The sequence below is a fragment of the Nonomuraea sp. NPDC005501 genome (genome assembly GCF_040605905.1).
In the GTDB taxonomy this organism is placed as follows: Bacteria; Actinomycetota; Actinomycetes; order Streptosporangiales; family Streptosporangiaceae; genus Nonomuraea.
This window is the reverse complement of the sequence record NZ_JBEXDT010000011.1, coordinates 68,793-88,682: the sequence shown is the minus strand read 5'-3', so window position 1 is coordinate 88,682 and position 19,890 is coordinate 68,793. Positions and strand designations below refer to the sequence as shown.

Genomic DNA, 19,890 nt, shown 5'->3' with positions numbered 1-19,890 from the left:
GTCGGTCCCTGCTCGCCGCTCCACTAGATGACTCCGTTCGCCTTGAGCCGCGCCAGCTCGTCCGCGCTGACGCCGAGCTCGCCGTAGACCTCCTGGTTGTGCTCGCCGAGCAGAGGCGGGGTGACGACCTCCACCGGCGAGTCCGAGAGCTGCAGCGGGCTGCCGACGGTCACGAACGCGCCGCGCTCCGGGTGGTCGACCGTGACGACGATGCCCTCCTCGCGCAGGCTCTCGTCCGCGACCAGCTCCTTGGTGGACAGGATCGGCCCGCACGGGATGTTCTCGGCGTTGAGCCGGTCGAGGACCGTCCACTTGTCGTGGCGGATCGTCCACTCCTCGATGAGCTGGAACATCTTGTCCAGCTTCGGCAGCCGCGCCTCCGGCGTCGCCCACTCGGGGTCGTCGGCCAGCTCGGGACGGCCGATGACGGACGAGAGGGGCTTCCAGCCGACCGGCTGCACGATGACGTAGATGTAGTCGTTCGGGCCGCCGGGCGCGCAGCGGACCGCCCAGCCGGGCTGGCCGCCGCCGCTGGCGTTGCCGGAGCGGGGCACCTCGTCGCCGAACATCCTGTTCGGGTACTCGCGCAGCGGGCCGTGCGCCAGGCGCTGCTGGTCGCGGAGCTTGACGCGGCACAGGTTCAGCACGGCGTGCTGCATGGCCACCTGGACGCGCTGCCCGCGCCCCGACCGCTGGCGCTGGTAGAGGGCGGCCAGGATGCCGGCGACCGCGTGGATCCCGGTGCCCGAGTCGCCGATCTGGGCGCCGGTGGCCAGCGGCGGGCCCTCCTCGAAGCCGGTGGTGCTCATCGAGCCGCCCATGGCCTGGGCGATCACCTCGTACGCCTTGAACTTCGCGTACCGGCCGGTGCCGAAGCCCTTGATCGAGGCGTAGACCAGGCGCGGGTTGAGCTCCTGGAGGCGCTCCCAGGTGAACCCCATGCGGTCGACCGCGCCCGGGCCGAAGTTCTCCACCAGGATGTCGGCGCTCCGCACCAGCTCGGTGAAGATCTCCTTGCCGCGCTCGCTCTTCATGTTGAGGGTGATGCTGCGCTTGTTGCAGTTGAGCATGGTGAAGTAGAGGCTGTCGACGCCCGGCAGGTCGCGCAGCTGCTGCCGGGTGATGTCGCCGGTCGGGGCCTCCAGCTTGACCACGTCCGCGCCCAGCCAGGCGAGCAGCTGGGTGCAGGACGGGCCCGACTGGACATGGGTCATGTCGAGGACGCGGACACCTTCGAGAGCCTTCATCCCGCCGCTCCCTACTTGTACATCGTCTGGTTCATGGTGCCGGGGGCGTAGACCTCCGGATCGATCCACACGTTGATCAGCGAGGGCCTGCCCGACTCCCTCGCCCGCTCCAGCGCGGGGCGGATCTCGGCCGGGTCGCGCACCTCCTCGCCGTGACCGCCGAGGAGCTTGGCGAAGTCGCCGTAGCGGATGTCGCCGAGGGTGTTGCCGACGCGGGCGCGGTCCTCGCCGTACTTGGCGGCCTGGCCGTACCTGATCTGGTTCATCGACGAGTTGTTGCCGATGATCCCGATGAACGGCAGGTCGAAGCGGACCATGGTCTCGAAGTCCCAGCCGGTCAGGCTGAAGGCGCCGTCGCCGAACAGGCACAGCACCTCCTTGTCGCGCCGCGCCTGCTTGGCGGCCATCGCGAAGGCCATGCCGACGCCGAGCGTGCCGAGCGGCCCCGGGTCCATCCAGTGGCCCGGCGACCTGGGCTGCACGACCTGGCCGGAGAAGGTGACGATGTCGCCGCCGTCGCCGATGTAGATGGTGTCCTCGGTGAGGAACTCGTTGATCTCGTGGACCAGGCGGTAGGGGTCGATGGGCCGGGCGTCGGAGAGCCGGCGGGGCAGGCGCTTCTCGGACGCCTCGATCTCGACGGCGCGCAGCTCGTCCATCCACTCCTTGCGCCGGGCGGCCCCGTTCTCGACGCGCCCGCTGGCGGCCTGGGCCGCCGCCGAGAGGATCAGGCCGGCGTCGCCCACGATCCCGAGGTCGATGTCCCGGTTCTTCCCGACGGTGCGGTAGTCGAGGTCGATCTGGACCACGGCGGCGGCCGGCGACAGGCGCCTGCCGTAGCCCATCCGGAAGTCGAACGGGGTGCCGACGATGATGATCAGGTCGGCGTTGGTGAAGGCGTACCTGCGGCTGAGCTGGAAGTGGTGCGGGTCGCCCGGGGGGAGCGTGCCGCGGCCCGAGCCGTTCATGTACGCGGGGACGTTCAGGGCGCGGACGAAGTCGATCGCGGCGTCGGTCGCCCGGCACGTCCACACCTGGCTCCCGAGCAGGACGCACGGCTTCTCCGCGTGCGCCAGCAGGTCGGCCAGCCGCTCGATCGCCTCGGGGTCGCCCTGCTGGCGGGTGGAGGCCCGGTAGCGCCCCGGCTCGGGGACGCGCGCCTTGTCCAGCGGCACCTTCGCGTCGAGGACGTCCCGCGGGATCTCCAGGAACGACGGGCCCGGCGCGCCGTGGTAGCACTCGCGGAAGGCCATCGACACGATGTCGGCCACGCGCTCCGTGCTGGGCACCGTGGCGGCGAACTTGGTGATCGGGGTCATCATGTCCACGTGCGGCAGGTCCTGCAGCGAGCCCATCTTGTGCTGGCTCAGCGCGCCCTGGCCGCCGATGAGCAGCATGGGACTCTCCGCGCGGAAGGCGTTGGCCACGCCGGTGACCGCGTCGGTCGTGCCGGGTCCCGCGGTGACCACCGCGCAGCCGGGCCTGCCGGTGACGCGGGCGTACCCGTCCGCCGCGTGCGCGGCCACCTGCTCGTGGCGGACGTCGATGACCTCGATGCCCTCATCGACGCAACCGTCGTAGATGTCGATGATGTGGCCGCCGCAGAGCGTGTAGATCACGTCCACGCCCTCGGCCTTGAGTGCCTTGGCCACGAGATGACCGCCCGAGATCGTTTCCGGCATCGTGCCACCCTTCCCCCCGGCGACGAGGCGCGCGAAGGTCTCTGGATTCCGCATACTGCATACCGTATGACCGCAATGGTTACTCTCTCCCGATCGGCCTGTCTAGCCCCCGGAAGGCAACCCGATCAGCTCCACCGGCCCGCCGGTCCACCGCGGCGGGACGACGGCCAGCGCGTCGGCCAGTGCCGCGCCCCACAGCGAACCCGGCCGGTCGTGCCCCACCGGCACCGCGCCCCGGCCCGACCTCCGGACCGGCACGAGCCGGGTGTCGTGCGGGTGTGCCCGTACGGCTCCGGCCAGCGCCGACGTCTCCGTTCCGGCCGGGGCGCCGGCCAGCTCGCGCAGGATGGGCACGAGCAGCGTGACGGCGGCGCCGAGCGCCGCGAACGGGTTGCCCGGCAGCCCCACGACCAGCGGCCCGTCCGCCAACCGCGCCAGGAGCTGCGGATGCCCCGGCCGAACGGCGACGCCGTCGACGAGCACACCGGCGCCCAGGTCCGCGAGCACGGCCCTGAGGTGGTCGGCCGGCCCCTTGGACGAGGCACCACACACAACCACCACGTCGGCCTGCACCAGTGCGGCCAGTGCGGCGCGCAGCGCGTCCGGACCGTCGGGCAGCGGGTCCGTGCCCGTCACCCGGCCTCCGGCCCACGCCACCAGACCCGGCAGGAAAGGGCCGATGGCGTCGCGGACCCGGCCGGGCGCCGGGAGCCCCTCGCCCACGACCTCGTCGCCCGTCACCAGCACCGCCACGCGGGGGCGCGGCCGTACCGGCAGCTCGTCGTGGCCGAGCGCGGCGGCCAGCCCGAGCGCCACGGGGGTCACCACCGAGCCCGGCCCCAGCACGACCGCGCCCTCGGCGATGTCCTCACCCCGCCGCCGGATGTGCCGCCCGGGCTCCACCTGCCCATCGACCCACGGCCCGGCCGCCTTCGCGCGCTCGTACGGCAGCACCGCCCCCGCGCCCGCGGGCACCGGAGCGCCGGTGGCGATCTCCACCGCCTGCCCCGGGCCCAGCTCTTCCCCGTGACAGGCGCCACCGGCCAGGACCCGCCCGACCACGCGCCACGGCCCCCGGGGGCCCGCCACCGCGTAGCCGTCCATCGCCGCCACGTCCACGCCCGGCACCGCCACCAGCGCCGTCAGCGGTGCGGTGAGGCGGCACCCGAGAGCCTCGGCGAGGGGGACCGGAACGGGCTCCAGGGCGACCGCCGAGCCCGCCGCGAGAGCGCGCGCAGCGGTCCAGGGCGTCGACTCCACCTGCTGATCATGCCGCAGAACGGTCACGGGTACCTCCTTGACCGAGAGTTTTCCATACCGTATACCGAATGCAATACCGACGCGAGGACGGAGCGCGCATGAAGGTCGCGGTTCTTGGCGCCGGCGCCATCGGCGCATACGTGGGGGCCGCCCTCCACCGGGCGGGAGTCGAGGTGCACCTCATCGCCAGAGGGGAGCACCTGCGGGCCATACGCCGCTCCGGTGTGCGGGTGCTCACCCCCAGGGGCGACTTCACCGCCCACCCCCATGCCACCGACGACCCCGCCGAGGTGGGCCCGGTGGACCACGTCTTCCTGGGCCTCAAGGCCAACGGCTACGCCGCGGCCGGCCCCATGGTCGAGCCGCTCCTGCACGGGACCACGAGCATCATCGCCGCGCAGAACGGCATCCCGTGGTGGTACTTCCACGGTCTCAAGGGCCCGTACGAGGGCTACCGCATCGAGAGCGTCGACCCCGGCGGCGCGGTGACCGCCGCGCCGCCCCTGCACCGCGCGGTGGGTTGCGTCGTCTACGCCGCCACCGAGATCGAACGCCCGGGCGTGATCCGCCACCTGGAAGGCACCCGCTTCTCCATCGGCGAGCCCACCGGCGAGCCGACCGAGCGGTGCGCCGCCTTCAGCGCGGCCGCGATCGCAGGCGGGCTGAAGTGCCCGGTGGAGCGCGACCTGCGCAAGGACGTGTGGATCAAGCTCATGGGCAACATCGCCTTCAACCCGATCAGCGCGCTGGCCAGGGCGACGATGGCCGGGATCTGCCGGCACGACGGCGCCAGGGAGCTGGTCAGGACCATGATGCGGGAGACCGTGGAGGTGGCCGGACGGGTCGGCTGCGATCCGGGCGTCTCCATCGAGCGCCGTCTGAAAGGCGCCGAGAGGGCGGGCGAGCACAAGACCTCCACGCTCCAGGACCTGGAGAAGGGCAAGCCCCTGGAGCTCGACGTGCTGCTCGCGGCGGTGGTCGAGCTGGCCGACCTCACCGGCGCCCCGGTGCCGACGCTGCGCGCGATCCACGCGGTGAGCGACCTGCTCAACACGAACCTTGTTCGCGCGGTCTAGTCGGCATACCGTAGCCGGTATACAGAATGGAGGGAATTATGGGCTATGACCGCCTGACCCATCCACTGGTGCGCGAGAACGGCGTGCTGCGCAGGGCCACCTGGGACGAGGCGCTGGAGCGGGCGGCGGAGGGATTCCGCCGCAACGTCGCCCAGCACGGACCCGACTGCTTCGCCATGCTGTCGTGCGCCCGCTCCACCAACGAGATGAACTACGTCGGGCAGAAGTTCACCCGCGTGGTGATCGGCACGAACAACGTGGACTCCTGCAACCGCACCTGTCACGCGCCGAGCGTGGCGGGGTTGTCGGCGGTGTTCGGCAGCGGCGGTGGCACGTCCTCCTACCACGAGGTCGAGGACACCGACGTGATCGTGATGTGGGGCTCGGCGGCGCGCAACGCCCACCCCATCTTCTTCCAGCACGTGCTGAAGGGCATCCGTAACGGCGCCCGGATGTTCGCGGTGGACCCGCGCCGCACCGGCACCGCCCAGTGGGCCGACCTGTGGCTCGGGCTGAACGTGGGCACGGACATCCCGCTCGCCCACGCGGTGGCCAGGGAGATCATCCACGCCGGGCTGCACAACGAGGCGTTCATCGAGCGCGCCACGGTCGGCTTCGAGGAGTTCAGGAAGGCGGTCGAGCCGTGGACACTGGCCGCCGCCGAGCAGGTCACCGGCGTGCCCGCGGGCGCCGTCCGCGAGCTGGCCCACGCCTACGCCCGCGCCGACCGCGCCCAGCTGTGCTGGACGCTCGGCATCACCGAGCACCACAACGCGACGGACAACGTACGGGCCCTCATCAACCTGGCCCTGCTCACCGGCCATGTCGGCCGCTACGGCTCCGGCCTGTCACCGCTGCGCGGCCAGAACAACGTGCAGGGCGGCGGCGACATGGGCGCCATCCCCAACCGCCTGCCGGGATTCCAGGACATCCTCGACCCGGCCACCAGGACGCGCTTCGCGAGCGCGTGGGGCAAGGAGATCCAGCCCCGGTACGGCCTCAACCTCACCCAGATGCTGGAGGCGATGGCCGAAGGCGAGGTGACCACCTGCTACCTCATCGGCGAGAACCCGGTGCAGTCGGAGGCCGACTCGCCGGCCTGCGTCAAGCGCCTGTCGATGCTCGACCACCTCGTCGTGCAGGACATCTTCCTCACCAGGACCGCCCAGATGGCCGACGTCGTGCTGCCCGCCAGCGCCGCCTGGTGCGAGGCGGACGGCACGTTCACCAACAGCGAGCGGCGGGTGCAGCGGGTGCGCAAGGCCGTGGACCCGCCGGGCGAGGCGCGCGACGACATCTGGATCATGTGCGAGCTGGCCCGCAGGCTGGGCCACGACTGGCACTACGCCGGCGCCGAGGAGGTGTGGGACGAGCTGCGCGCCCTGTCGCCCCAGCACCGGGGCATGACCTACCAGCGGCTGGCCGACCTGCAGGGCATCCAGTGGCCCTGCCCGTCGGAGGACGCGCTGGAGCCGCCCTACCTGCACGGCAGGCTGTGGGAGAGCGACCCGGCCAGGCGGGGGATGCCGGCGCCGTTCGCGGTGCCGCGCCACTCGCCGCCGGTGGACCTGCTCGACGAGGAGTACCCGCTGCGGCTGACGACCGGGCGGCGGCTCGACTCGTACAACACGGGCGTGCAGTCGTCCGGGTTCGCCTCCCCCCTGCGCCGGGGCGAGACGGTGGAGCTCTGCCCCGAGGACGCCGAGCGGCTCGGCGTGGTCGCGGGCGAGGAGGTGCGGATCACCTCGCGGCGCGGATCGGTGGTCGCGCCGGTGTTCGTCGACCCCGCCCTCCGGCCGGGCCTGGTGTTCATGACCATGCACTTCCCGGACGAGGTGGACACCAACTCCCTCACCATCGAGGCCACCTGCCCGATCGCCGGCACCGCGGAGTTCAAGGCGGCGGCCGTCCGCGTCGAGAAGCTCGTGAAGGCCGGGTGACCAGATGGATCTGAGATTCCGCGGGGCCGAGCCGTCCGAGGAGGAGCGCGCGACCGTCGACGATCTGCTCGGGCCGCCCGCCACCGCCTGGGACGGCGGCTCCAGGGCCGAGGCCGACCTGCGGGTGGCCGTCCGCGCCGAGTCGCGGCGCGACCTGCTGCTGCCCGCGCTGCACGCGGTCAACGACCGGGTCGGGTGGATCAGCGAGGGCGCGCTCGACTACATCTGCCGCCGCCTGACCGTGCCGCCCGCCGAGGCGTACGGGGTGGCGACGTTCTACTCGCTGTTCTCCATGGAGCCGCGGCCCGGACGGGTGCTGCACGTCTGCACCGACCTGGCCTGCCAGGCGAAGGGCGGGGAGGAGGTGCGCAGGCGGGTCGAGGGGGCGCTGGGCCCGCAGGGCCGGTCGTGGCACGAGAGCCCCTGCCTGGGCCTGTGCGAGCGCGCGCCCGCCGCGCTCGCCCTGGAGGCGGGCACACCCCCGCGGGCCCAGGTGTACGCTCCCGCGAACACCCTGTCCCTGGACGAGCCGGCACCCGACGGCGGCACCCCCGGCCCGGACGTCACCGGCGACGCCCCGGTGGCGGCTGCCGTGCCGCAGGCCGGGCAGGACGGGCTGATCCTGCTCCGGCGGGTCGGCACGAGCGATCCGGCGAGCCTGGACGACTACCGGGCGGCCGGCGGCTACACCGCGCTCCGGAGGGCGTTCGAGCTGGGACCGGCCGGGGTGATCCGCGAGGTGCTGGAGTCGGGCCTGGTCGGCAGGGGCGGCGCCGCGTTCCCCACCGGCCGCAAGTGGGACGCCGCCGCGCGGCAACCCGACCACCCGCACTACCTGGTGTGCAACGCCGACGAGAGCGAGCCGGGCACGTTCAAGGACCGCGTGATCATGGAGGGCGACCCGTACGCGCTGGTGGAGGCGATGACCGTCGCCGCCTACGCCACCGGCTGCGCCAAGGGCTACCTCTACGTCAGAGGCGAGTACCCGAGGGCGACCGCGCGGCTCCGGCACGCCATCGCGACCGCCCGCGCGCGCGGCCTGCTCGGCGACGACATCCTCGGCAAGGGCCTGTCGTTCGACATCGAGCTGCGCCGGGGCGCGGGCGCGTACATCTGCGGCGAGGAGACCGCGATCTTCAACTCCATCGAGGGGATGCGGGGCGAGCCGCGCAGCAAGCCGCCGTTCCCCGTGGAGAAGGGCCTGTTCGGCAAGCCGACCGTGGTCAACAACGTCGAGACGCTGGTCAACGTGCTGCCGATCCTGGAGCGCGGCGCCCAGGCGTACGCGGCGGCCGAGCCCAAGCTGTTCTGCGTCTCCGGCGCCGTGGAGCGGCCCGGCGTGTACGAGCTCACCTTCGGCGCCACCCTGCGGGAGCTGCTGGAGCTGGCCGGGACCACCGGCACGACCAGGGCCGTCCTGCTCGGCGGCGCCGCCGGGGCGTTCGTCACCGACCTGGACGTCCCGCTCACCTTCGAGGGCACCAGGAACGCGGGGGCCACGCTCGGCTCCGGCGTGGTGCTCGTCCTCGACGACACCGTGGACATGAGGCGGCTGCTGCTGCGCATCGCGGCGTTCTTCCGCGACGAGTCCTGCGGGCAGTGCGTGCCCTGCCGGGTGGGCACCGTACGGCAGGAGGAGGCCCTGCACCGCCTGTCGCGCCGGGTCTCCGACGAAGACCTGGTGCTGCTGCGCGAGGTCGGCCGGACCATGCGGGACGCCTCGATCTGCGGTCTCGGGCAGACCGCCTGGAACGCCGTCGAATCGGCCATCGACCGCCTGGGGGTGTTCGGATGATCCCGCTCCAGCCGCCCCGGCGGCTCATCGACGTGCGGATCGACGGCGAGGAGGTACGGGTCCCGGAGGGCTCGACGATCCTCGACGCCTGCCGCGCGGCGGGCAAGGACGTCCCGACCCTCTGCCACGGCGACACGCTGACCCCGAAGAACGCCTGCCGCGTCTGCGTCGTGGAGGTGGAGGGGGCGAGGACGCTGGCCCCGGCCTGCTCCCGGAAGGCCGAGGCGGGCATGAGCGTCGGCACGGGCACCGAGCGGGCCCGGCAGAGCCGCAAGGTGGTGCTGGAGCTGCTCGGCTCCTCCGTGGACCTGTCGACCACGCCGCGCGCCGCCGAGTGGACCGAGGAGTACGGCGCCGACCCCTCCCGGTTCGGCGACGACGCGGCCACGGTCGAGCAGCCGGCCAAGGTGGACAACGACCTCTACGTACGCGACTACGCCAAGTGCATCCTGTGCTACAAGTGCGTGGACGCCTGCGGCGACCAGTGGCAGAACACCTTCGCCATCGCCGTGGCGGGCCGGGGCTTCGACGCGACGATCTCCACGGAGTTCGACGCGCCGCTCACCGACTCGGCCTGCGTCTACTGCGGCAACTGCGTGGAGGTGTGCCCCACGGGCGCGCTGTCGTTCAAGACGGAGTTCGACATGCGGGCCGAGGGCACGTGGGACGAGGCGCGTCAGACGGAGACCACCACGATCTGCAGCTACTGCGGGGTCGGCTGCAACCTGACCCTGCACGTGCAGGACAACAGCATCGTCAAGGTGACCTCGCCGCACGACAACCCGGTGACCAAGGGCAACCTCTGCGTCAAGGGCCGCTTCGGGTACGGCTATGTCTAGGGTCGCCGTCAGGAGACGGATCCTGCGGGTCGACGGCACGGCCCGCACCCGCAGGATCGACTCGCTGGCCGCCGAGGAGCCGCTGGAGATCCGCCTCGACGGGACGCCGCTGACGGTCACCATGCGCACGCCCGGCCACGACTTCGACCTGGCCGCCGGGTTCCTGGTCGGCGAGGGGGCCGTGGGCTCGGCGGACGACATCGCCACGATCCGCTACTGCGCGGGCGCGACGGTGGACGGCGGGAACACGTACAACGTGCTGGACGTGCGGCTCGCGCCCGGCGTCGAGGCGCCCGAACCGCGCAACTTCTTCACCACGTCCTCCTGCGGAGCCTGCGGCAAGGCGTCGCTGGAGGCGGTGCGCACGGTCGCCCGCTGGAGCGCCGGGGACGATCCCGTCGAGCTGACGCAGGCCGTCGTCGCCGCCCTGCCGGACCGGCTGCGCGCGGCCCAGCGGGTCTTCGACCGGACCGGGGGCCTGCACGCGGCCGGCCTGTTCACGGCTGGCGGCGAGCCGCTGTGCGTGCGCGAGGACGTGGGCCGGCACAACGCGGTGGACAAGCTGCTCGGCTGGGCGCTGCGCGACGGCAGGCTCCCGCTGCGCGAGACCGTGCTGATGGTGTCGGGGCGGGCCTCGTTCGAGCTGGTGCAGAAGGCGGTCATGGGCGGGGTCCCCGTGCTCGCCGCGGTCTCGGCGCCGTCGTCGCTCGCCGCCGAGCTGGCCGCCGAGGAGGGGCTGACGCTCGTCGGGTTCCTGCGCGGCACCTCGATGAACGTCTACACGGGCGAGCATCGCCTGACGACTCCATAACCCCCGCCCCGCGATCCCCGCACCTCCGCGAAGGGAGGCCCCCAACACGTCGCCCCGGGCGCCGGCAACGGCTCTGCCGGCGCGCCCACCGGGGCGATGACGGGATGCCCAGGTAACGACCCGCTACCTGCGGCGGGCCGCCCCCGCGGCCCACCGGACGGCGCCCCTTGCCCCCGGTCGCCGTCCGGAATCCCTGCTCATCGCCCCGGCTCCGATGGGAGCCGGCACTTCGCAGGACCCTCGGGGATTTTGACAACCATTTTCATTTTGCCGCATACTGGCTCGCATGATGTCAGGATTGTCCCGGTCGTACGCTGTCGGTCTGCTGGCCGGAGCCGCCCTCCTCACCGCCACCGCGTGCGGAGCCGGCTCGGCGGAGACCGGCTCCGCGGCGGGCGGCGGCAAGCCCGCCGTGGTCGCGGCCTTCTATCCCCTCCAGTGGCTCAGCCAGCAGGTGGGCGGCCCCGACGCCGCCGTGAGCGTGCTGACCGCCCCCGGCGTCGAGCCGCACGACCTGGAGCTGGGCGCCCACCAGATGGCGGAGCTGGGCGAGGCCACGCTGACCGTCTACATCAAGGGTGTGCAGCCCGCCGTGGACGACGCCGTGGACCCGGAGCGCGCGTTCGACGCGGCCACCGCGGTCACCACGCTCCCCGCCGGGGACCACGGCGCGGAGGCCGGCGAGGAGGGACACGACCACGAGGTCTCCTACGACCCGCACCTCTGGCTCGACCCCTCGCGCCTGGCCACGGTCGCCGTGAAGCTCGGCGAGCGGCTCGCGGCGGCCGACCCGGCGCACGCCCAGGGCTACAAGGACCGCGCCGCCGCGACGGCCGCCTCGCTCGGAACGCTGGACAAGGAGTTCGCCCAGGGCCTGACGACCTGCCGAACCCGTAGCCTGGTGACCGCCCACGAGGCGTTCGGCTACCTCTCCGACCGCTACCACCTCAAGCAGGTCGGCATCACGCTCGACCCCGACGCCGAGCCCTCCCCCGCCCGCCTGGCCGAGGTCGCCAAGCTGGCCAAGGACGAGAAGGTGACCACGATCTTCACCGAGTCGCTGGCCAACCCCAAGGTCGCGCAGGTGCTGGCCGACGAGGTGGGCGCGAGGACCGCCGTGCTCGACCCGCTGGAGAGCAAGCCGTCAGGCGACTACCTGTCCGCGATGCGGGGCAACCTCACCACCCTGCGCACGGCACTGGGATGTGGAGCATGACCATGAGCCAGATCACGCAGACCGCCCGTACCTCGGACGCCGCGGACGAGACGGCCTTCTCGATGACCGGCGGGCGGGTCACCCTCGACCGGCGGCCCATCCTGCGCGGCGTCGACCTCACGGTCCGCCCCGGCGAGGTGGTCGCGGTCATGGGCACCAACGGCTCCGGCAAGTCGACGCTGGTGCGGGCCCTGCTCGGCCTGATCCCGCTCTCCGGCGGCCAGACCCTCCTGTACGGCCGGCAGCCCGCGCGGTTCCGCGACTGGTGGCGCATCGGCTACGTGCCCCAGCGGCTCCAGGTGGGCGGCGGCGTGCCCGCCACGGTCCGCGAGGTGGTGGCCTCGGGCCGGATCGCGCGGCAGCGCCGGCTGCGCCGTACGAGCCCGGCGGACCGGGCCGCGGTGACGGACGCAATGGAGGCCGTGGGCCTGTCGTCGCGGGCCGGCGACCCGGTGCAGGAGCTGTCCGGCGGCCAGCAGCAGCGGGTGCTGATCGCCCGCGCGCTGGCGGGCGAACCGGACACGTACGTCATGGACGAGCCCACGGCCGGAGTCGACGCCGAGACGCAGCGCCTGCTGGCCGACACGCTCGCCTCGCTGGCACTGCAGGGCCGGACGATCGTGCTGGTCGCGCACGAGCTGGGCCCGCTGGAGCCGCTGATCACCCGGGGCGTCGTGGTGCGCGACGGCCTCGTCGTCCACGACGGCGCGCCGCCCCGGCCGGAGGGCGAGTGCGCCCGGCCCGGCCACGAGCACGTCCATCCGCACGCGCCGGACGAGCGCGCCGCGGCCGAGGTCCTCGGGCGCGACGCGTGCGCCGGACCGCTGACGAGCTGGCAGGGAGAGGCATGATCGAGCTGCTGCAGACGGACTTCTTCCGGCTGGCGCTGATCGCGGCGCTGCTGGTGGGGCTGTGCGCGCCCGCCGTCGGCACGTTCATCGTGCAGCGGCGCCTGTCGCTGCTCGGCGACGGCATCGGGCACGTGGCGCTGACCGGCGTGGCGCTCGGGTTCCTGACCGGCGCCGAGCCGGTGCTGACCGCCGTCGTCGTGTCCGTCGCGGGCGCCGTGGCGATCGAGCTGGTGCGGGCGCGCGGCCGGACGAGCGGCGACGTCGCGCTGGCGCTGCTGTTCTACGGCGGCATCGCGGGCGGCGTCATGCTCATGGGCATCGCTCCGGGCGGCAGCAACGCCAAGCTCACCTCCTACCTGTTCGGCGCCATCGCCAGCGTCACGCCCCAGGACATCTGGATCATCGGCGCGCTGGCCGTGGCGGTGATCGCGGTGGTGGCGATCTTCGGCAGGGAGCTGTTCGTGCTGTGCCAGGACGAGGAGATGGCCCGGGCGAACGGCCTGCCGGTGCGCTTCCTCAGCCTGCTGATCGCGGTCACGGCCGCGCTCACGGTGGTCATCGCCATGCGCGTGGTGGGCCTGCTGCTCGTCAGCGCGCTGATGGTGATCCCGGTGGCCACCAGCCAGCAGCTCACCAGGGGCTTCCGCTCGACGATGGCGCTGGCCATGGTGATCGGCGTGGTGGCCGCGGTGGGCGGCCTGCTGGCCTCCTCGCTGTCGAGCCGGGTGCCGCCCGGCGCCGCGATCGTCCTTCTCGCGCTCGGCGGCTTCGTCCTGGCCCTCGGTGTCGGTAGATTCGTACGCCGGGGCCGTGTCCGGGAGCCGGGCGTACAAGAGGATCCCACGCCTGTCAGGGAGGCTGCATGAGCACGAGACGCGATGCCGTGCGCGACACCCTTCGCCGGAGCGAGGGGTTCCGCAGCGCGCAGGACGTCTACGCCGAGATGCGCCAGCACGGCGCCAAAATCGGTCTGACCACGGTCTACCGCGCCCTCCAGGCGCTGGCCGACGGCGGCGACGTCGACGTGCTGCGCACCGACGACGGCGAGTCGGTCTACCGCGCGTGCGCCAGCGGCGACCATCACCACCACCTGGTCTGCCGCCGGTGCGGCCACACCGTCGAGGTCGCGGGCCCGGCCGTGGAGCGCTGGGCCGAGACGGTCGGCAGCGAGCACGGCTTCACCGAGATCACTCACACGGTCGAGGTCTTCGGCACCTGCGCGTCCTGCTCGTCCTCCGTCCGGGCCGGCTGAGCGCCGCGCGAGCCGTACAGGACGCCGAGGACGATCACCGCGCAGCCGGCGAGTTGGAGGGGCGACGGCCGCTCGCCGAGCGTGGCCGCCGACAGCCCCACGGTGGTCAGGGGCTGCACGAGCAGCAGCAGCGCCGTGAGCGCCGCCGGCTGCTTCGGCAGCGTGTACGTGATGAGCGACCAGCCGAGCACCTGGGGCCCGAGCGCGAGCGCCAACAGCCAGCCGTGCGCGGGCCAGGACGGGGTGAGGTCGGCGCCGCCGAAGACGGGGCTCAGGGCTGCGACCACGACCGCGGCCACGGCGGTGGCGTGCGCGAGCGGCCCGGCGGCCCGCTGGGAAGCGCCCTTCATCAGCAGCAGGAACCCGGCGTACGAGACCGAGGTGGCCGCGCCGGCGAGCACGCCCATCACCGGGTCGGAGCCGTAGGCGGCGCTGTCGAAGACGCCCGAGATGAGCGCCACCCCGGCGAACACCACGGGGCAGGCGACCATCAGCCGCCCCGAGGGCCGCTCGCGGAAGAGCGCCCAGGCGGCGAACGCGACGATGAACACCTGGAGGTTGCCGAGCACGGTGGCCAGCCCGGCGCCCACGTAGGCGATGGCGTGGTGCCAGAACAGCAGGTCCAGGGCGAACAGCAGGCCGGCGGCCCACGCGACGGCGACCGCCCTGCGCGGGAGCGGGCCGAGCCTGCGGCGTTCCAGCCAGGCCAGGACCACCATGGGCGGGACGGCGTACGCGCACCGGAAGAACGCCGAGGTGGCGGGGACGACGTCGGCCAGCCGGACGAGGGGGGCGGAGGTGGAGATGATCAGCGCTCCGGCGATCGCGACCAGCACGATCCGGCGATGTGACCCCACGTGATGCCCCCGATCGCGTTCACTGGAGATACGCTGCGTCCACGCTAGAATGGGCGCCAGACAGGAGTCAACATGCCGTTTGGCCATGACATGGTCTACTCGCTGGCCACGGTCGTCGAGCTGGTCAACACCTCGCCCTCGACCGGCGGCGATGACCGGCTGGCCGACCTGCCCACGCTCCAGGCGTTCGTCGAGGCACGGCAGGTCAGCGGCATCACCACGCTCACGGCGCGCGACCTCGGGCAGGTGCGGCTGGTGCGGGAGGCGTTCCACCGGGTGTTCACGGCGCCCGACCAGCCCTCCGCCGTGCGCCAGCTCAACGCGCTGCTGTCCGGGACGCGGATCACGCCCCGGCTGACCGAGCACGACGGCCACGCGCTGCACGTCCACTACTTCGCGCCCGACGCGACGCTGTCGGAGCACCTGGCCGCCGACTGCGGGGTGGCGCTGGCCCACCTGCTCGTCGAGGGCGAGTGGGAGCGGCTGCGCACCTGCTCGGCGCCCGACTGCGACCGGGTCTTCGTCGACGAGTCGCGCAACCGCTCGCGCGTCTACTGCGACAGCCGCACCTGCGGCAACCGCATGCACGTCGCCGCCTACCGCGCCCGCCGCCGCGCCTGACCGATCCGGGCGCCTGACCGATCCGGCCTGTGACCGGTCCGGCGCCGGGGTGGGCAGAGCGGCTAGCGCTCGGTGTCGCGGTCGAGCACCGGCTTGACGTCCAGGACGGGCGTGCCGTCCAGCGCCTCCAGGTCGCGCACCCGCAGCCGCGTCCCCTCGACGGCGAGGACGCCCACCCGGTGCAGCCCCACGGGGTTCGGCCGGTCCGGCGAGCGGGTGCTGAAGACGCCCTGCCGCGGCCTGCCCGCGTCACCGCGCGGATGGACGGACAGGACGTCGCGGCGGGCCCGGTCCAGCCAGGTCAGCACGATGACCTCGTCGCCCGGGCGCAGATCGCCCAGCCCCTCGCGCACCCGCTCCTCGAACACCAGCCACGCCTCGGGTGAGCCCTCGTCCCCCTGCTTCGGCGCCTGGTCCCGGTCGGTCAGAGGCGACTCGACCCAGCCGATCGGCTCCACCACGTACGTGTCCATGCTCATGGCCTCACTCCGTGAGGCGGCCCGGTCGCTCAACTCCCGCCGCCTTCCCTCGCCTGGCTCGCTCAGACCTGGTTCGGGACGGCCCCGCCGTAGCGCCTGTCGCGCTTGGCGTAGACCTCGCACGCCTCCCACAGGTCGCGGCGGTCGAAGTCGGGCCAGAGCCGGTCGAGGAACACCATCTCGGCGTAGGCCGACTGCCACAGCAGGAAGTTGGAGAAGCGCTGCTCCCCCGACGAGCGGACGAACAGGTCCACCGCCGGGATCTCCGGCTCGTCGAGGTAGCGGGCGAAGACCTTCTCGTCCACCTTGGACGGCTTGACCCGGCCCGCCGCGATGTCGCCGGCCAGCTTGACGGCCGCCTGCACGATCTCGGCCTGCCCGCCGTAGTTGACGCAGAACTGCAGCGTCAGCTTCCTGTTGCGCTCGGTCATCTCCTCGGCCGTCTGGAGCTCGGAGATCACGCTCTTCCACAGCCGCCCCGGCCGGCCCGCCCAGCGCACCCGCACGCCCATGGCGTGCAGCTCGTCGCGGCGGCGGCGGATCACGTCGCGGTTGAAGCCCATGAGGAAGCGCACCTCGTCGGGCGAGCGCTTCCAGTTCTCGGTGGAGAAGGCGTACGCGCTCAGGTAGGGCACGCCCAGCTCCAGCGCCCCCTCGATGACGTCGAACAGCGACGCCTCCCCGGCCTTGTGGCCCTCGGTGCGGGGCAGCCCGCGCGCCTTGGCCCAGCGTCCGTTGCCGTCCATGACGATGGCCACGTGTCTCGGCACCAGGTCGCGGGGGATGGGCGGCGGCGTGGCACCGGACGGGTGCGGGGACGGGGGTCGGACGTTCACACTGGCTCCCTTTCGACGTGTCGCAGAGAGCGTATTCCGTGTTCGAGGTGCCATTGCAGGTACGCGGCGACCAGGCCGCTGCACTCGCTGCGGTGGCGCTGCTCCGAGGCGTCCGCCTTCGTCCAGTCGCCGCGCAGCAGCGCCGTCATGAGCCCGATCGTCTCACCCGCCGGGACGGCCGCGCCCGCGGGCCGGCAGGCGCCGCACACCACGCCGCCGGACACGATGGCGAACGCCCTGACCGCGGGGGCCTGGCACTTGGCGCACGCGTCCAGCGCGGGCGCGTAGCCGGCCACGGCCAGGGAGCGCAGGAAGTAGGCGTCGAGCACGAGGCGCGGCTCGTGGCCGCCCTCCGCCAGCGTGCGCAGCCCGCCCACCAGCAGCAGGAACTGGCGCAACGCCGGCTCCTTCTCGCCGTGGGTCAGCCGGTCGGCGGTCTCCAGCATCGCCGTGCCCGCGGTGTAGCGCGGGTAGTCGGCGGCCAGCGGCTCGCCGTACGGCCTGATCGTCTCGGCCTGCGTGACGACGTCGAGCGTGCGGCCCGTGTGGAGCTGCAGGTCGACGTGCGTGAACGGCTCCAGCCGGGCGCCGAAGCGCGAGGTGGTGCGCCGCACGCCCTTGGCTACGGCGCGCACCTTGCCCGTGCGCTTGGCCAGGATGGTGACGATGCGGTCGGCCTCGCCGAGCTTCTGCGTACGCAGAACCACGCCTTCGTCACGGTAGAGGGTCACTCGCCCATCTTATGGCCGCACGCTCTATCTGTTACGGGACCGCGTCGATGACGCGACTCTGCGCGACTCTCATTAGACTCAGACGCCTGTCCCCCGCAATATCTCACGTTCATCCCCCCGCAACTTGCCTCGAAAGGGAGTCATGACCCGCGTGGTCCTGCTGGGCTCTTCGCCCGGCCCCGACACCGCTCCTACCGGCCCGAGGCTCGCGGCCCTGCCCGGCGCCCCGACCGTGGCAGAGCGACTGCGCAGCCAGATCCTGTCCCTGGATCCGCGGCCGGCGACCATCGAGTCCGGCGACGTCGCCGCCGCCCTGCGCGCGCTGGCCGACGTCGCGGAGTCCGCGACGGAGAGCCTCCTCATCCTCCCCGCCGACTCGTTGATCCACGACGAGCTCATCTACCAGATCACCAAGACCAAGCGCGGCGCGCTGGCCCTCATCGCCAAGGAGCCCCGGCCGGAGACGACCGACGAGGCGGCGGAGGAGACCGTCCCGATCGACGAGGCGGAGCCGGAGATCAGCCTGCGCCGCTTCGAGGGGCTGCCCGTGCGCTCCCGCGTCGGCAAGTCGAGGGTGGTCTCCGTCGGCACCGCCCACCACGCGGTGACCCGGCCCAACACGGTGATGCTCGGCCCGCTGCACGTGAGCACCCGCAACGCGCCCGTCCTGGCCGAGGCGTGCCGCGAGATGGCCGGCATGGCCCACCTGTTCGGCGAGGACGACGACCTGGTGCAGCTCCTGGTCTTCGGCCTGGTGCGCAAGGGCGTGTCGGTCGGCGTCCGCGGCCGGCGCGACCTGTTCTACCGCCGCGTGACCACCCAGGAGGAGGCGGCCGAGGCCGTCGCCGACATGTCCGGCTTCGACGAGGACCGGGCGCGGCTCAACAACGCGGTCAAGGGCGCCGACGGCTTCTTCACCACGTACTTCGTCTCCACCTACTCCCGCTTCATCGCCCGCTGGGCGGCCCGGCGCGGGCTGACGCCCAACCAGGTGACGCTCATCTCCATCACGCTGGGCGTGCTCGCGGCGGCCTGCTTCGCCACCGGCGACCGGCCGTGGATGGTGCTGGGCGGCGTGCTCATCTACTTCGCGTTCGTCTTCGACTGCGTCGACGGGCAGGTCGCCCGCTACGCCCGCAAGTTCGGCGTGCTCGGCGCGTGGCTCGACGCGACGTTCGACCGGTTCAAGGAGTACGTCGTCTTCGCCGGCCTGGCGGTGGGCTGGGTCGTGTCGGGCAACGGCGAGGAGATCTGGATCCTCGCCCTGGCGGCGCTCGGCCTGCAGTCGGTGCGCCACCTGCTCGACTTCTCCTACGGCGTCGCCAACCGCCGCAAGCCGCCGGCCCAGCTGCCCACGCTGCCGCTGACCGCGCCCGACGACCGCGACCTGCGCAAGGCGCTGGAGCGCCGCCGGGTCGAGCGCAGCACGGGCATCCGGGGCGTGCTGAAGATGTGGTCCAAGGCCGGGCGGTACCGCGCCGTCCACTGGGCGCGTAAGATGATCGTCTTCCCCATCGGCGAGCGGTTCGCGGCCATCGCGATCACCGCCGCCCTCTTCGACGCCCGCATCACCTTCCTCACGCTGGTGATCTGGGGCACCGTCGCCGCCGTCTACACCCTCACCGGACGCCTCATGAGGTCGCTCGCATGATCACCTATCCGCAGGCCGCCGCCACCCCCACGCCGGACCCCGACGAGGAACGCCGCCGCATCCAGACCGCCCGCCTGCTCGCCTACCGCGACGACGGGCCCCTCGTCCACGCCCTGTCCGGCCGCCTCGGCAAGGGCCTGCCCCCGGTCCCCGCCACGCTGGCGGCGCTGGTGGCGGTCGCCGTCATCGCCGCGACCGGCCTGCTGACATCCGGGCCGATCCTGCTGCTGCCCGTGCTGGTCGTCGTGGTGCTCGTGCTGCCGACCGCGCCGCGCAACCACCTGGGCCGCCTCGACTGGCTCACGCCGCCGCTGCTGCGCGGCGCCGAGTTCCTCACCATCATCGCGGTGGGCCTGGCGGCCGACGCGCCCAAGTGGCTGCTGTTCGTGCTGGTGTACGTGGTCGGCTACCACACCTACGACACCGTCTACCGCACGCGGCAGAGCATCTGGCCGCCCGCCTGGGTGTTCTACGCGGGCCTCGGCTGGGAGGTGCGGCTGCTCCTCATCGGCGTCGGCGCGGCGCTCGGCTGGGCGACGCTGGTGCTGGCCCTCCTGACGGCCTACCTGTTCGTGCTGTTCGCGGTGGAGAGCGTGACGAGCTGGGTGCGCCTGGACAAGGCGTCCGCCCAGGCGGGCGCCGAGGCCGAGCAGGACCTGGAGGCGTCGCCCGAGGACGCCCTGGAGGCGGCCACCGGCGAGGCCGAGAAGGCCTAGCCCCGACCCACTCCCGGCGAGCCGGGGCGC

19 protein-coding genes are annotated in these 19,890 nt (G+C 72.9%); 12 read left to right on the top strand and 7 right to left on the bottom strand.

All coding sequences use genetic code 11. The features are described 5' to 3' along the window. Positions 1-23 precede the first annotated feature (23 nt). From frc to ABZS51_RS09130, 3 genes are all read right to left on the bottom strand, one after another. A complete protein-coding gene (gene frc / locus ABZS51_RS09140; protein ID WP_355437986.1) occupies positions 24-1,247 on the bottom strand; it encodes a formyl-CoA transferase in 1,224 nt (407 codons plus the stop codon). Positions 1,248-1,258: 11 nt separating this feature from the next. Next, positions 1,259-2,929: a thiamine pyrophosphate-binding protein gene (locus tag ABZS51_RS09135; RefSeq protein WP_355437984.1), complete on the bottom strand. Its 1,671-nt coding sequence runs from the start codon at positions 2,927-2,929 to the stop codon at positions 1,259-1,261. Positions 2,930-3,031: 102 nt separating this feature from the next. Further along, positions 3,032-4,207 carry a molybdopterin molybdotransferase MoeA gene (locus tag ABZS51_RS09130; RefSeq protein WP_355438034.1) on the bottom strand — a complete coding sequence of 392 codons (1,176 nt, stop codon included), beginning with the start codon at positions 4,205-4,207 and terminating at the stop codon, positions 3,032-3,034. 80 nt (positions 4,208-4,287) lie between these two features. Here ABZS51_RS09130 and ABZS51_RS09125 point away from each other — a divergent pair, with 80 nt between their 5' ends. The 9 genes from ABZS51_RS09125 to ABZS51_RS09085 all read left to right on the top strand — a co-directional run bounded on the left by ABZS51_RS09125 (position 4,288) and on the right by ABZS51_RS09085 (position 13,969). Continuing rightward, on the top strand, positions 4,288-5,265 hold the full coding sequence (locus ABZS51_RS09125; RefSeq protein WP_355437982.1) for a 2-dehydropantoate 2-reductase: 978 nt from the start codon (positions 4,288-4,290) through the stop codon (positions 5,263-5,265). A gap of 38 nt (positions 5,266-5,303) precedes the next feature. Next, positions 5,304-7,205 (top strand): molybdopterin-dependent oxidoreductase, encoded by a 1,902-nt coding sequence (locus tag ABZS51_RS09120; protein ID WP_355437980.1) that lies wholly within the window; start codon positions 5,304-5,306, stop codon positions 7,203-7,205. A 4-nt stretch (positions 7,206-7,209) separates the two neighbouring features. Continuing rightward, complete coding sequence (locus tag ABZS51_RS09115; RefSeq protein WP_355437978.1) at positions 7,210-9,000, top strand: NAD(P)H-dependent oxidoreductase subunit E; 1,791 nt, start codon at positions 7,210-7,212, stop codon at positions 8,998-9,000. Then, a complete protein-coding gene (locus ABZS51_RS09110) occupies positions 8,997-9,839 on the top strand; it encodes a 2Fe-2S iron-sulfur cluster-binding protein (protein WP_355437976.1) in 843 nt (280 codons plus the stop codon). Before ABZS51_RS09115 ends, ABZS51_RS09110 begins: the two co-directional genes overlap by 4 nt. After that, on the top strand, positions 9,832-10,650 hold the full coding sequence (fdhD, locus tag ABZS51_RS09105; protein ID WP_355437973.1) for a formate dehydrogenase accessory sulfurtransferase FdhD: 819 nt from the start codon (positions 9,832-9,834) through the stop codon (positions 10,648-10,650). The genes ABZS51_RS09110 and fdhD overlap by 8 nt, the downstream gene beginning before the upstream one ends. A gap of 286 nt (positions 10,651-10,936) precedes the next feature. After that, positions 10,937-11,866, top strand: a complete 930-nt coding sequence (locus tag ABZS51_RS09100; protein WP_355437971.1) for a metal ABC transporter substrate-binding protein — start codon at positions 10,937-10,939, stop codon at positions 11,864-11,866. Positions 11,867-11,928: 62 nt separating this feature from the next. Then, entirely contained in the window at positions 11,929-12,717 is a 789-nt protein-coding gene (locus ABZS51_RS09095) for a metal ABC transporter ATP-binding protein (protein ID WP_355438032.1), read from the top strand. Continuing rightward, entirely contained in the window at positions 12,714-13,583 is an 870-nt protein-coding gene (locus tag ABZS51_RS09090) for a metal ABC transporter permease (protein WP_355437969.1), read from the top strand. Before ABZS51_RS09095 ends, ABZS51_RS09090 begins: the two co-directional genes overlap by 4 nt. Next, positions 13,580-13,969: a transcriptional repressor gene (locus tag ABZS51_RS09085; RefSeq protein ID WP_310710335.1), complete on the top strand. Its 390-nt coding sequence runs from the start codon at positions 13,580-13,582 to the stop codon at positions 13,967-13,969. Before ABZS51_RS09090 ends, ABZS51_RS09085 begins: the two co-directional genes overlap by 4 nt. On the opposite strand, the gene ABZS51_RS09080 is transcribed toward ABZS51_RS09085, so the two are convergent. After that, a complete protein-coding gene (locus ABZS51_RS09080) occupies positions 13,909-14,826 on the bottom strand; it encodes a DMT family transporter (protein ID WP_355437967.1) in 918 nt (305 codons plus the stop codon). The two genes, ABZS51_RS09085 and ABZS51_RS09080, sit on opposite strands and share 61 nt — an antisense overlap. Before the next feature lie 72 nt (positions 14,827-14,898). Here ABZS51_RS09080 and ABZS51_RS09075 point away from each other — a divergent pair, with 72 nt between their 5' ends. After that, positions 14,899-15,447 (top strand): CGNR zinc finger domain-containing protein, encoded by a 549-nt coding sequence (locus ABZS51_RS09075; RefSeq protein ID WP_355437965.1) that lies wholly within the window; start codon positions 14,899-14,901, stop codon positions 15,445-15,447. Positions 15,448-15,509: 62 nt separating this feature from the next. Here ABZS51_RS09075 and tsaA read toward each other — a convergent pair whose 3' ends face one another. The 3 genes from tsaA to recO form a co-directional block, all read right to left on the bottom strand. Then, the gene (gene tsaA / locus ABZS51_RS09070; RefSeq protein ID WP_355437963.1) at positions 15,510-15,926 is read right to left on the bottom strand and encodes a tRNA (N6-threonylcarbamoyladenosine(37)-N6)-methyltransferase TrmO; all 417 of its coding nucleotides are present in this window, start codon (positions 15,924-15,926) and stop codon (positions 15,510-15,512) included. Between the two features lie 62 nt (positions 15,927-15,988). Further along, a complete protein-coding gene (locus ABZS51_RS09065; protein WP_310710344.1) occupies positions 15,989-16,762 on the bottom strand; it encodes an isoprenyl transferase in 774 nt (257 codons plus the stop codon). Then, a complete protein-coding gene (gene recO / locus ABZS51_RS09060; protein WP_355437961.1) occupies positions 16,759-17,493 on the bottom strand; it encodes a DNA repair protein RecO in 735 nt (244 codons plus the stop codon). The genes ABZS51_RS09065 and recO overlap by 4 nt, the downstream gene beginning before the upstream one ends. Positions 17,494-17,635: 142 nt before the next feature. Here recO and ABZS51_RS09055 point away from each other — a divergent pair, with 142 nt between their 5' ends. Beyond that, positions 17,636-19,144: a CDP-alcohol phosphatidyltransferase family protein gene (locus tag ABZS51_RS09055; protein WP_355437959.1), complete on the top strand. Its 1,509-nt coding sequence runs from the start codon at positions 17,636-17,638 to the stop codon at positions 19,142-19,144. Beyond that, positions 19,141-19,860: a DUF5941 domain-containing protein gene (locus ABZS51_RS09050; protein ID WP_310710350.1), complete on the top strand. Its 720-nt coding sequence runs from the start codon at positions 19,141-19,143 to the stop codon at positions 19,858-19,860. Before ABZS51_RS09055 ends, ABZS51_RS09050 begins: the two co-directional genes overlap by 4 nt. Positions 19,861-19,890 lie beyond the last annotated feature (30 nt).